Source organism: Streptomyces sp. HP-A2021, assembly GCF_022807935.1.
GTDB lineage: Bacteria > Actinomycetota > Actinomycetes > Streptomycetales > Streptomycetaceae > Streptomyces > Streptomyces afghaniensis.
Genome location: NZ_CP094344.1, coordinates 5,971,062 through 5,983,742 on the forward strand (window position 1 = coordinate 5,971,062; position 12,681 = coordinate 5,983,742).

The 12,681-nt window shown below is 73.1% G+C and carries 10 protein-coding genes; 2 read left to right on the plus strand and 8 right to left on the minus strand.

Features of this window, described 5'->3' with window-relative positions; all coding sequences use genetic code 11:
* Nucleotides 1–41 precede the first annotated feature (41 nt).
* The 6 genes from MQE23_RS27065 to MQE23_RS27090 all read right to left on the minus strand — a co-directional run bounded on the left by MQE23_RS27065 (nt 42) and on the right by MQE23_RS27090 (nt 7,401).
* A complete protein-coding gene (locus MQE23_RS27065; protein WP_243382767.1) occupies nt 42–1,187 on the minus strand; it encodes a DUF6596 domain-containing protein in 1,146 nt (381 codons plus the stop codon).
* Between the two features lie 17 nt (nt 1,188–1,204).
* Nucleotides 1,205–1,612: a YciI family protein gene (locus MQE23_RS27070; protein ID WP_020276244.1), complete on the minus strand. Its 408-nt coding sequence runs from the start codon at nt 1,610–1,612 to the stop codon at nt 1,205–1,207.
* A 125-nt stretch (nt 1,613–1,737) separates the two neighbouring features.
* The gene (locus MQE23_RS27075) at nt 1,738–3,384 is read right to left on the minus strand and encodes a glycosyltransferase family 2 protein (protein ID WP_243380516.1); all 1,647 of its coding nucleotides are present in this window, start codon (nt 3,382–3,384) and stop codon (nt 1,738–1,740) included.
* Complete coding sequence (locus MQE23_RS27080; RefSeq protein WP_243380517.1) at nt 3,381–5,576, minus strand: CDP-glycerol glycerophosphotransferase family protein; 2,196 nt, start codon at nt 5,574–5,576, stop codon at nt 3,381–3,383. Before MQE23_RS27080 ends, MQE23_RS27075 begins: the two co-directional genes overlap by 4 nt.
* 87 nt (nt 5,577–5,663) lie before the next feature.
* Nucleotides 5,664–6,494: an ABC transporter ATP-binding protein gene (locus tag MQE23_RS27085; protein WP_243380518.1), complete on the minus strand. Its 831-nt coding sequence runs from the start codon at nt 6,492–6,494 to the stop codon at nt 5,664–5,666.
* Nucleotides 6,487–7,401 carry an ABC transporter permease gene (locus MQE23_RS27090; protein WP_020276248.1) on the minus strand — a complete coding sequence of 305 codons (915 nt, stop codon included), beginning with the start codon at nt 7,399–7,401 and terminating at the stop codon, nt 6,487–6,489. The genes MQE23_RS27085 and MQE23_RS27090 overlap by 8 nt, the downstream gene beginning before the upstream one ends.
* Before the next feature lie 185 nt (nt 7,402–7,586).
* On the opposite strand from MQE23_RS27090, the gene MQE23_RS27095 reads away from it, so the two are divergent.
* Nucleotides 7,587–8,213 carry a TetR/AcrR family transcriptional regulator gene (locus tag MQE23_RS27095; protein ID WP_020276249.1) on the plus strand — a complete coding sequence of 209 codons (627 nt, stop codon included), beginning with the start codon at nt 7,587–7,589 and terminating at the stop codon, nt 8,211–8,213.
* Between the two features lie 28 nt (nt 8,214–8,241).
* On the opposite strand, the gene galE is transcribed toward MQE23_RS27095, so the two are convergent.
* Nucleotides 8,242–9,222, minus strand: a complete 981-nt coding sequence (gene galE, locus MQE23_RS27100) for a UDP-glucose 4-epimerase GalE (protein ID WP_243380519.1) — start codon at nt 9,220–9,222, stop codon at nt 8,242–8,244.
* A 65-nt stretch (nt 9,223–9,287) separates the two neighbouring features.
* Nucleotides 9,288–10,904, minus strand: a complete 1,617-nt coding sequence (locus tag MQE23_RS27105) for a glycosyltransferase family 2 protein (RefSeq protein WP_243380520.1) — start codon at nt 10,902–10,904, stop codon at nt 9,288–9,290.
* A gap of 154 nt (nt 10,905–11,058) precedes the next feature.
* On the opposite strand from MQE23_RS27105, the gene MQE23_RS27110 reads away from it, so the two are divergent.
* Entirely contained in the window at nt 11,059–12,645 is a 1,587-nt protein-coding gene (locus MQE23_RS27110; RefSeq protein WP_243382769.1) for a glycosyltransferase family 39 protein, read from the plus strand.
* Nucleotides 12,646–12,681: the final 36 nt, after the last annotated feature.

Here is a 12,681-nt window from a genome sequence, read left to right on the forward strand (position 1 = left end):
GGGGCTCGGCGGCTTGTGCGGCTGGTCCTGGGCGTGGCCCGTCAGCGGCTTCGGCGGGCGTTGAGCCGGGCGGCCTGGCGTGTCAGGTGGGCGCGCTCGGCGAGGTTGGGTGCCTTGTGGGCCGCCTCGGCGTACAGCCGGGCCGCCGTCGCCAGGTCGCCGTCGCGCTCGTGGAGGTAGGCCGCCACCGCGGTGTGGCGGGGCAGTGAGGCGTCCAGCGCCGCGAGTGCCGCGAGGCCCGCGCGTGGTCCGTCGGCCTCGCCGACGGCGACCGCGCGGTTGAGCCGGACGACCGGGCTGTCGGTCAGGCGCGCGAGCTCGTCGTACCACTCGACGATCTGCACCCAGTCGGTCTCCTCGGCGGTGGGCGCGTCGGCGTGGAGGGCGGCGACGGCGGCCTGGGCCTGGAACTCGCCCAGCCGGTCGCGGGCGAGAGCCCCCTGAAGGATCACGACGCCCTCGGCGATCAATGCGGTGTCCCACCGGCCGCGGTCCTGCTCGGCGAGCGGCACCAGGCTGCCGTCGGGCGCGGTCCGGGCGGCACGCCGGGCGTGGTGGAGCAGCATGAGGGCGAGCAGCCCGGCCACCTCGGGGTGGTCGATGCGGGCCGCGAGCTGCCGGGTGAGCCGGATGGCCTCGGCGGCGAGGTCGACGTCGCCGGAGTAGCCCTCGTTGAAGACCAGGTACAGGACGCGCAGCACGGTGGCCACGTCGCCGGGCTGGTCGAACCGTACGCCGGATACGGTGCGCTTGGCCCTGCTGATGCGCTGCGCCATGGTGGCCTCGGGCACCAGGTAGGCCTCGGCGATCTGGCGGGTGGTCAGCCCGCCGACGGCACGCAGGGTGAGCGCGACCGCCGATGCCGGGGTCAGCGACGGGTGGGCGCACAGGAAGTAGAGCTGGAGCGTGTCGTCCACCGCGGGCGCCGGACCGGGCGCCGGCTCCTCCTCGAGTCGGTCCTCACGCTTGCGCCGGGCGGCGTCCGAGCGGGCGGCGTCGAGGAACTTGCGCCATGCCACGGTGACCAGCCAGCCCTTCGGGTCCCGTGGCCGGTCGGCCGGCCAGACGCGGACCGCCTCGACCAGCGCGTCCTGCACGGCGTCCTCGGCCGCCGCGAAGTCGGCTCCGCGGCGGACGAGGACGGTGAGCACGCTCGGCGTGAGGCTCCTGAGCAGAGCCTCGTCCATCTGGGGCACCTGGGAGGTCACTCCGTGATGGTGGGCTGCACGCCGTAGAACGGGCGCAGCTCCAGCCACTCGTGGATGGGCTTCCCGCCCGCGCCGGGGGCGGCCGACAGTTCCCCGGCCAGCTCCACGGCCCGCTCGTAGCTGTCGACGTCGATCACCATCCAGCCGGCGATGAGGTCCTTGGTCTCGGCGAACGGCCCGTCGGTGACCGGCGGGCGCCCCTCACCGTCGTAGCGGACCCACGTTCCCTCGGGTGCGAGCGCCTGGCTGTCGACGAACTCGCCGGTCTCCTCGAGCCGCGCCGCGAAGTCGCGCATGTACTGCAGGTGGGCCGAGATCTCCTCCTGGCTCCACTGGTCCATCGGCACGTCGTTGGCCGAAGCCGGGGCGCCGCGGTAGTGCTTCAGCAGCAGGTACTTGGCCATCGTGGTTCTCCTCGGTCCTCGTGCGACCCATTGTGGTCGCGTTCACCCCGGGGACGGAGCCGGACGCGGGTTCTCGACATCCCCGTCGACATTCCCGTCGACTTTCCGAGCTTTTTTGGCACGGCTTACTTCAGCGCGCTCGCCACCAAGCGTGCCGCCCGCTTCACCCGGGGCCTCGCCACCCGGCGGGTCAGCGGGCGGATCAGGGTCGCCGTCAGGCCCAGCGGCTCCCAGCGGACCTGCAGGCGGCCCGGGCCGTGCCCCTCCGGTTCCAGGGTCAGGCGGTGGTGGGGGACCTGGGTCGTCAGGGCCGGGAACGTCAGGGGCGCCAGGAGCAGGCCCGTGTGGGTCAAGCCCTGGTGTTCCAGGCGGAGCAAGGGGTGGCGGACTCCGGCGAAGCCGTGGAAGGGGAGGGGCGCCGCCGCCAGGTCCAGGTGGGCGTGGCCCTCGAAGATGCCGGGGCGGACGGGGGAGAGGCGGAACGGGACGCTGAGACGGCGCCGGCCCGGGGCGATGAGGAGGGTCGCGCGCTGGGGGCCGACGGGGAGGCGCAGGGCCGGGTCGTACGTGCGGACGGTGAGGTCGACCGAGGCGCCGGGGCCCCGGGTGATCTCCGTGATCTCGTGGCGGAACTGGGCGCTCGGGAAGGGGCGCGTCTCCAGGTCCAGGTCCGAGATGTCGAGTTCGCGGCGGGACCATTCGGTGGAGGGGATCCGGTCGCCCCAGTAGGTGCGGCCCTGTTCGTCCGCCGTCACCTGCCTCGGGGCCACGCCGTGGCCGAGGCCCCGGGCCGCCAGCCCGGCCTCCGGCAGGCGGCGGTCGCGGATCAGCTGGAGGACCACTCGCTCGGCGCGGGGCAGGCGGGCGAACGCGCCCGGCGTGAGCGTGTCCAGGTACGGCGTGACGATGTCCGCGAAGGAGGACAGCCACTCCTCGTCCCGGTAGGGCAGGTCACCGGCGTACATCCGGAAGTCGTGCTTGAGGAACTTGTGGTCCTTGTCCTCCCGCAGCGACTCGTGCCCGCTCTCCGCCAGGAACGCGTCGATGAGGTGCTGGACGTGGACGCGGTCGCGGACGTTGGCGAGCTTGTGCCGTTGGTTGGATATCGAGGCCGTGTCGGAGGCGGCGAACGGGGCGACGTACCAGCGGTAGACCGGCTCCGGGATGATCGTGAACGCCTTGGCCAGGCAGTACGCCTGCGCCGTGAACAGCTGGTCCTCGTAGTGGATGCCCTCGGGGAAGCGCAGGCCGTGCCGGTCGAGGAAGGCACGGGCGTACATCTTGCTGGTGGCCAGGTGCTCGAAGAGCAGACGCGGGTCGGCCTCGATGCCTTCCAAGGTGCGGCGCTCGGCGACCAGGTGCGGCATCCACGTCGAGCGGCGGCCGTTGTCGACCCGGACGCGCTGCACCGCGCCCATCGCGAAGTCGATCTCGCGTTCGCGGTGCGCGGCGAGCAGCAGTTCGACGGCGTCGTCGGGGAGTTCGTCATCGCTGTCGAGGAACATCAGGTACGGCGCCCGGGCGATCTCCAGGGCGCGGTTGCGCGGTGCGCTGCAGCCACCGCTGTTCTCCTCCAGGCGGAGGTGGCGGATGCGGGGGTCCTCGGCGGCCAGACGCCGTGCGACCTCCGGGGTCCCGTCCGTCGAGTGGTCGTCGCTGATGACGATCTCCACGTTCGCGTGGGTCTGCCGGCGGACCGAGTCGACCGCGCGGGTGAGGCGTTCGGCGTCGTTGTAGACGATGACCGTCACGGTGACGTCGGGGGTGCTCATGCGGTCGCCTCCTGCGGGGTCGGGGCCGGGGTGCGTTCCTCGATCGGCAGCACCGGCGGCAGGGACCGTTCGTCCTGGCCGAGGAAGACCCGGCGGACGACGCGTTCGGCGGCGCGTCCGTCGTCGAACTCGCAGAACCGGCGCCGGAAGACGGCCCGGGTCTTCGCCGCGCCCTCGTCGCGCCACGCCTCGGTGGTGAGGATCTCCGTGAGCTCCTCCTGGGTGCGGGCGACGGGGCCCGGGCTCTCGGCCATCAGGTCGAAGTAGACGCCGCGGGTGGTGCGGTACGTCTCCCAGTCGTCGGCGTGGATCACGATCGGCCGGTCGAGGTTGGCGTAGTCGAACATGATCGAGGAGTAGTCCGTGACCAGGGCGTCCGCCGCCAGGCACAGCTCCTCCACCGGGTCGTAGGCGGAGACGTCGATGAGCCGGCCCGTGCGGCGCAGGTTGGTGAGCGGGGAGGCCGCGCCGCCGTAGAAGTAGTGGCCGCGGACGAGCAGGACCGTGTCGTCGCCGAGGCGGTCGGCGAGGGCGGCGAGGTCCAGGCGGGGGGTCCAGCCGGCCTCGTAGTCGCGGTGGGTGGGCGCGTAGAGGACGGCCCGGCGGCCCGGCGCGATGCCGAGCCTGTCGCGGACCCTGCGGATGTCCTCGGCGCCGGCGGTGTAGTAGATGTCGTTGCGCGGATAGCCGTGGTCCAGGGAGACGTAGTGCGACGGGTACGCGCGCTCCCACATGCGGGTGGTGTGGCTGTTGGCGGAGACGCTGTAGTCCCACTTGTCGATGCGCTCCAGCAGCGCCTGGAAGTCCAGGCCCTGCGCGGCCGCCGGGTACGCCATCTGGTCGATGCCCATGCGCTTCAGGGGCGTGCCGTGGTGGGTCTGGAGGTGGATCGCGTCGGGGCGTTTGACCACCGCGTTGGGGAAGTTGACGTTGTTGACGAGGTACTTGGCGGTCGCCAGCACCTCCCAGTAGCGACGGCTGCCGGGCACGACATGGTCGGTGCCGGGCGGCAGCAGGGCCGCGTTCTCGTCGGTCACCACCCACACCGGGTGGATCTGCGGGGCGAGTTCGGCGAGCTTCGCGGCGATCGCGGCGGGGTTGCAGGCGACACCGCGGTTCCAGTAGGCCGCGAACACCGCGAGGTGGGGATCGACCGGGCGGCCGAGCGCCCTGCGGTACTGGTGGTCGCGGAGCCTGGCGCCGGCCTGCCGCTTGCGGGCCCGTACGGCCGACTTGGCGGTGCGGCGGGTGCGGTTGACGGCCTGGAAGGCCCGGTACCTGCCGTAGGCGCCCTCTTCGAGCAGGGAGCGGCGGACGCCTTCCAGGCCGGCCGGGCGGCGGTAGCCCTCCGGGCGGCGGCGCAGGGTGGCCAGGGACGCCCGCCGGAAGAACTCCCGCGCGACGTCCTCCGGCATGCCGCCGCGGGCGAAGGTGCGCAGGCAGTCGCGGACCATGACGTCGTAGAGCACGGCGTGGGCGGCGCGGCGCTCCCGGGTGAGGTCGAGGAGCGACTCGTAGCGCTCGACGAGGCCGTAGCGCTGATCGGGAGTCGCAGGGGGCAGGCTCGCCGGGCGCAGCCGGCGGTCCTCGTAGGCGACGTGCGGGAGGCAGGCCACGCGGTCGGCGAGCAGCAGAGCGGCCAGGGCGGCGTACGGCTCGTCGTCGGTGGTGAGCCGCTGCTCGTGCGCCCGCCAGAAGTCCGCGCGCAGCACGCGGGTGCCGAGCAGCGGCGTCAGGCGCAGCAGGGGCGCGCAGTCGTCGAGGGCGACGTCGGCCCGGCCCGCCCGGGCCAGCAGGGAGCCGTCCCGGGAGGGCATGCCGGAGGTGTGCCAGGTGCTGCGGACGTGGTCGAGGAGCAGGACGTCCACTTCGGCGGGCAGCTCGGCCACCCGCTCGGCGACCGTGCGCGGGGCGCCGGCGGGCAGGCCGTCCTTGGCGTGGACGAAGTGCAGCCAGCGCCCGGAGGCCCGGGCCGCGCCCGCCGCCCGGGCCGCGGCGTCGCCCGTGCCCTCCGGCAGCGGGACGACCCGTACGTCCGGGGCGTGCCGCTCGGCCGTCTCCCGGGCCCAGTCGCCGACCGCGGCCACGATCAGCTCGGCGTCCGGCAGCGGATGGGCGGCGAGGGAGCCGAGGAGCTCCGTCAGATGGTCCTGGACGTTCGGCCCGTGGACGATGACGCTGAGCTCGGGCATCAGGGGCTCCTCCCTCTCGGCGCACCAGGCGGGCCTTATTCGGTCATGGTGCCATCAATGCGGCAAAAGGACCGGCCGGGGTCCGCCTCACGAGGGAACGGGCACCGTGGGCTTCGGCTTGGCCTTGGGGGACTTGTCACCGGTGAAGGCCTCGTACTCCTTCAGGACGTCCTCCGTCGGCCCGTCCATGCGCAGCTCCCCGCGCTCCAGCCACAGCACGCGGTCGCAGGTGTCGCGGATCGACTTGTTGTTGTGGCTGACCAGGAACACCGTCCCGGCGTGCTTGCGCAGCTCGCGGATGCGGTCCTCGGAGCGCTTCTGGAAGGAGCGGTCACCGGTGGCCAGCGCCTCGTCGATCAGCAGGACGTCGTGGTCCTTGGCGGCGGCGATGGAGAACCGCAGCCGCGCCGCCATGCCGGAGGAGTACGTGCGCATCGGCAGCGTGATGAAGTCGCCCTTCTCGTTGATGCCCGAGAAGTCGACGATCTCCTGGTAGCGGTCCCTGACCTGCTCGCGGGACATGCCCATGGCCAGGCCGCCGAGGTACACGTTGCGCTCGCCGGTCAGGTCGTTCATCAGGGCCGCGTTGACGCCGAGCAGGGAGGGCTGGCCGTCGGTGTAGATGTGGCCGTTCTCCACGGGGAGGAGCCCGGCGACGGCCTTCAGCAGGGTCGACTTGCCGGAACCGTTGGTGCCGATCAGGCCGATGGCCTCGCCCCGGTACGCGACGAAGGACACGTTCCTCACGGCGTGCACCCGGCGCACGCCCGACGCCTTCTCCGTCTGCTTGCGGCGCACGATGCGGTTGAGGGCGGCGGTCGCGGAGCCGCGTCCGGCGCCGGTGCCGTTGACGCGGTAGACGATGTCGACGCCGTCGGCGACGACGGTGGGGATCCTGTCGTTGGTGAGGTCAGCCACGGCCGTACGTCTCCTCAGCCTTCCAGAAGTAGATGAAGCCGCCGACACCGGCGACCAGCGCCCAGCCGGCGGCGAGCGCCCACACGTGGGCCGGGAGCTGGCTCGCGTGGAAGCTGTCGATCAGGGCGAAGCGCATCAGGTCGATGTAGACGGCGGCCGGGTTGGCCGCCAGCGCCACGGTCACCACGTGCGGGAGGCTGTCCTTCTGCGCCAGCTTGTCGATGCTCCACATGACGCCCGAGACGTACATCCAGGTGCGCAGCACGAACGGCATCAGCTGGGCGATGTCCGGCGTCTTGGCGCCCATCCGGGCCATGACCATGGAGACGCCCGCGTTGAACGTGAACTGCAGGAACAGCGCCGGCACCGCCAGCAGCCAGGACGCGCTGACCGGCACGCCGAAGCAGAGCAGGATGACGACCAGGGCGCCCATCGAGAACAGCAGCTGCTGGAGCTGCTGGAGGCAGAACGACAGGGGCAGCGCGGCGCGCGGGAAGTGCAGGGCGCGCACCAGGCCGAGGTTGCCGGAGATGGCGCGGGTGCCCGCCATGATCGAGCTCTGCGTGAACGTCCAGATGAACACGCCCGTGACCAGGAACGGGATGTAGTCCGGCACGCCGTGCTTGGTGCCGAGCAGTACGCCGAAGATGAAGTAGTAGACCGCCGCGTTCAGCAGCGGGGTCATCACCTGCCAGACCTGGCCGAGCTTCGCCTGGCTGTACTGGGCGGTGAGCTTGGCGGTGGCGAACGCGGTGATGAAGTGGCGGCGGGCCCACAGCTGGCGGACGTACTCGGGCAGGGCGGGACGGGCGCCGCTGACGGAGAGGCCGTGGCGGGCGGCGAGGGCCGCGAGGTCGTCGTCGGCCGGGGCCGGTGCTTGGGGCGGTGTGTGGAGGACCTGGCTCACATCCGCTGCTTTCGTTCGGGGGGTGTGGGACCTGTGGGGTCGTGAAGAGCGAGGGGATGAGGCGGTTCTTACCGGACTCTTCACGACTTCTTACGTCGGGACGGGACCGTATCGTCGTAACGCGAGCGTATGCCGTCGGCACGTCGGAACGCAACCGTTTCGTCGTGACGCCCTATGCTGTCGGCATGACGACGAAGCCCGACGAGCCCCAGCAGCCCCCGCGCCGCCGGGCCCCCGCGGGGGCCGCCGTACTGCGGGAGGACGTGACGGAAGCCATCCGGGCGGCCGTCTTCGAGGAGCTCGCGGCCGTCGGCTACGCGCGGATGTCCATCGAGGGGATCGCACGCCGGGCCGGGGTCGGGAAGACGGCGGTGTACCGCCGCTGGCGCTCCAAGCTGCACCTGGTCCTCGACATCGTCTCGGCGCTCGCCGTGCAGGGCCTGCCCGTGCCGGACACCGGCTCCCTGGAGGGGGATCTGCGGCTGCTGTACGAGGTGACGTCCCGCGCTCTGCGCCACCCCGTCGCCTCGCAGGTCATCCCCGACCTCCAGGCCGAGGCGGCCCGCAACCCGGACATCGCCGAGGCCCTCCAGAAGGCCCTGCGCGAGGGCCAGGACGGCGTCGCCACCGGCATCGTCACGGCGGCGGAAGCCCGCGGCGAACTCCGCCGGGGCATCGACCGCGACCTGGCCCTCGACCTGATCTCCGGCCCGCTCTACTGGCGCTCGGTGGTGATCCGCAGCCCGAAGCTGCCCAAGGGGTACCTGGGGTCGCTGGCCCGGGCCACGGCGGGGGCGTTGAAGGCGTTGTAGTCCTGGTAGTCCTGCGGGACAGCTCGGATCAGCCCCGCGCCGCCTCCGGATGCAGGCGTACCCAGCCCTCCCACGCCGACGTGATCATGTCCTGGACGTCGTGCCGGGCCTTCCAGCCGAGCTCCGCGGCGGCGCGGTCGGCCGAGGCGACGACGCGGGCCGGGTCGCCCGGGCGGCGGGACGTGACCGTGGGCGGCCGGTCGTAGCCGGTCACCCCGTTGATGCGGTCGATCATCTCGCGGACGGAGACGCCCTCGCCCCGGCCGATGTTGAGCGTGAGGCTGCGGCCGGGGGAGGAGCGCAGCACCCGGGCAGCGGCGACATGGGCCTCGGCCAGGTCGACGACGTGGATGTAGTCGCGTACGCAGGTGCCGTCCGGGGTCGGATAGTCGTCGCCGAAGACGCGCGGCGGCGCGTCCTGGGTGAGCTTCTCGAAGACCATGGGGACGAGGTTGAACACGCCGACGTCCGCGAGCTCCGGGCTCGCCGCCCCTGCCACGTTGAAGTAGCGCAGGGCCGCGGTCGACAGCCCGGTCGCCCGGCCCGTGGCGCGCACCAGCCACTCACCGGCCAGCTTCGTCTCGCCGTACGGCGACATCGGCACGCAGGGCGTCTCCTCCGTGACCAGGTCCACGTCCGGCATGCCGTACACCGCCGCCGAGGAGGAGAAGACGAAGGACGCCACCTTCGCAGCCGTCACCGCGTCCAGCAGGACCCGCAGGCCCTCGACGTTCTCCCGGTAGTAGTGCAGCGGCCGTTCGACCGACTCGCCCACCTGCTTCTTCGCCGCGAGGTGGACGACGCCGGTGACCGCGTGGTCCGCGAGGGTGTGCGCGAGCCGCTCGCCGTCCAGCGTGGAGCCCACCACCAGCGGCACCCCGCCGGGCACGCGCTCGGCGATACCGGTGGACAGGTCGTCGTACACCACCGCCCGCTCCCCCGCCGCGGTCATCGCCCGTACGACGTGCGCTCCGATGTAGCCGGCGCCGCCGGTGATCAACCAGGTCATGTGCGGCCGTCCCCTCGTCAGTTGGCCCATGTGGTGGTGCTCTGTGCCGATACGTCGTCGTGCCCTCAGTGAAGCAGGCGGCGCAGCCTTCCGCGTGCGACGGAGAGCACACCGCGTGCGCCGGGCGCCACGCGCAGCGCCAGCGCACCCGAATGGGTGGCGTACGGCTGCACGAGTACCACGCCGTGCCGCGCGCTCGGGACGGCGCTGCGGCCCAGCAGACCGGCGCCCGTGAGGGCGTGCGCCGTGACCTCGCGGCTCACACCGTCGCGGAAGCGGATCCGAAGGCGCAGGTCCCAGGTGCCCACGCCGGGCGCGGCCAGCGCCGGGAGGTCCACGGTCGTCTCCGCCGACCAGGTGCCGGCCGACGGCGCCAGCTCGGTCGTCCGGCGGACCGCCTCGTCCCCGTCGTCCCGGTGCCGCCACTCCACCTCCACCGCCTCCGGGCCCGCCTGCGCCACCCGGCCGTACAGCTCGTGCAGACGCAGCCGGAGCCGGGCGCCACGCGCGCGTGGCCGCAGCTCCGCGTCGACGGCGAGGGGCAGCACGTGCACGGGCCGGGTGAGCAGGGGCTCCAGGGAGACCTGCGGGAGGTCCTCCGACCAGACGGGCGTGCCGTCGGCGGCCCGGGCGTACGGCGGGCACAGCCGGGCCGGGCGGGCCGCCAGCTCCCGCAGCCGGGGCAGGTCGCGCGGCTCCGGCGAGGCCAGGACGACCCGCCCCACCAGCCGGCCGGGAGCGGCCGGGTTGCGGGCCCAGTCGTCCGCGTCGTACGCGGCGAGATGTGCCCGCGTGAGCTCCCACCACGCGCGCCGGTAGGCGGCGTCGCGCAACCCCAGTTCCCGCATGTACATCCGCAGGTCGTGGTCGAGGAACTTGGCGCGCGCGACCCGGGCGAGTTCCTTCTGCCCGGCGCCCAGCAGGGCCTCGTACGCCTGCCGGCACGCCTCCGTGCGGGCCCGCCAGTTCTCGACGCCGGCCCGGTCCAGCGAGATCGACAGCCGCTCGGCGGACCGGCGCACGTGCCAGACGTACACCCGGTCCGGGACCAGTGCGATGCGCGGGGCCGCGGCCAGCACGCGCGCGGTGAAGACGACGTCCTCGTACGGGAAGCGGCCCTCGGGGAAGCGGATGCCGTGCTCGCGCAGGAAACCGGTGCGGTAGAGCTTGTTGACGCAGAGGGTGTCGTGGACCAGGAGCGGGCGTTGCGCGGGGTGCGGTACCACGGCGTGCAGCGCGTACAGGCGCGCCTGCCAGGGCACTTCGCGCCCCGACGGCAGTTCCCGGCGTACGCACAGGCCGCTCGCGACCTCCGCGTGCGCGCCCGTCGCCGCGTCGAGCAGCGCGCCGACCGCGCCGGGCGGCAGGACGTCGTCGCTGTCCAGGAACATCACGTACGGCGACGTCACCGCGTCGAGACCGGTGTTGCGCGGGGTGCCGCAGCCGCCGCTGTTGGCCCGGCGGCGGTTGACCTTCAGGCGGGGTTCCGACGCGGCGAGCCGGTCGAGCAGATCGGCGCTGCCGTCCGTCGAGCAGTCGTCGACGGCCACGACCTCGCGCACGGCCGGGCCCTGGGCGAGCGCCGAGCGCACGGCGTCCGTCACATGCGCGGCGTCGTCGTAACCGATGACCACGACGGCGACCTGGGGGAGAGGCCTCTCGGGGTTCTGCACGGCATCCATTACGGCGGATCGTAAGCCGGGCGAATGACATGAAAGTGGTAACACACCATCAAGTGTCACCAAAACCTGTGCAACGGCACAGAATCGGGCCGTGACGAGCGGACAGTCGACGGGGAGCGGCCGGTTCGCGGGTGTGGTGCCCGTGGCGGTTCCCATGGCGGTGATGGCGGGGATCGGGCTGTGGGGCCTGGACCGCGGCGGCATGTGGGGCGACGAGAGCGTCACCTTCCAGGTCGCGCAGCGCACGGTGCCGCAGATCTGGCGGCTGCTGCACGACGTGGACGCGGTGCACGGCCTGTACTACCTGTTCATGCACGCCGTCCTCACCGTCCACCCGGGCGAGGTCGTCCTGCGTCTGCCGTCGGTGTGCGCGGCGACGGCGACCGCCGGCCTGGTCGCGGCCCTCGGCGTCCGGCTGGCCGGGCCGATGGTCGGCCTGTGGGCCGGTCTCCTCTACGCGATCACGCCGATGACCGGCCACTACGCCCAGGAGGGACGGTCGTACGCGCTCGTCGCCGCGGGCGTGACGGGGGCGACGCTGCTGCTGCTCAGGGCAGTGGAGGCGGCGACCGCCCGGGCCTGGTGGCCGTACGGGACCGTCGTCACCCTGACCTGTCTGCTGCACGAGCTGGCGGTGCTGGTGCTCTGCGCGCACGCGCTGACGCTGGCCCTGACGCGGGTGCCGAGGGCGGTGTGGTCGGGGTGGGCGCGTGCGGCCGGGGCGGCCGTGCTGGTTCTGCTGCCGCTGGTGTGGGTGTCGCAGGGGCAGTCCGCGCAGGTGGCGTGGCTGGTGACGCCCGGGTGGGACAGGGCGGAGAGACTGGTGCGGAACTTCTCGCCGAGCCCGGATGGGGTGGTGTTCTGGGCGTCGCTGCTGCTGATGGCCGTCGGGCTCCGGGCGCGGGCGCTGGCGGCGGTCGCGCTCCCGCTGCTGCTCGTGCCGCCGGGGATCCTGATGACCGTGTCGCAGGCGAGGCCGCTGTTCCACGACCGGTACGTGCTCTACTCCCTCGCGGGAGCGTCCCTGCTGGTGGCCGCCGGCGCCGGGCGGGTGGCCGGAGCGCTGGGCCGGGTGCGGTTCGACGGGCGCCGGGTGCGGGTCGGCGGCCGGCAGGTGCACGCCCTGCTGGGCGTCACCGGCGTCCTCGCCCTCATCGTCACCTTCGTCCACCAGCTCCCCGTCCACCGCCAGGACCGGTCCGCCGCTCACCGCCCGGACAACCTCGCCGCAGTCTCCGCGCTCGCCCACCGCCAGATGCGCCCCGGCGACCCGGTGCTGTTCGTGCCGTCGGTCGGAAGGCTCGCAGCGCTGGCCTACCCGAAGGGGTTCCGGCAGGTGCGGGACATCGCGCTGCGGGAGTCGGCGCCCCGGTCCGGGACGCTGTGGGGTCGTGAGGCGACCCCCGAGCAGCTGCGGCACCGGCTCGCCTCGGTGGACCGTGTGTGGGTCGTCGCCGAGGCGTACGCGCTGGACCCGCGCTGGTCTCCGCGCGATCCGGTCGAGCGTGCGAAACGGGCCGTCCTGGCGGAGCAGTTCACGGTCCGGGAGGAACACGCGCGGGGTGGGGTGGTCCTCCGCCTCCACGTACGGAGGGCCCTGGGGGACGCACCTGCCACCGACGAGCCGTCCACCGGGGTGGCGACCGCCGGTGAGCCGTTCGCCATGCGCCGTGACAGCTCGGGGTTTCGTGTCGAGCGCCGGCCGTCGGTGGTGGATCGCGCAGTTCCCCGCGCCCCTTGATGCCCGACGTACCGGCCGCCGATGAGCCGCCCGGGG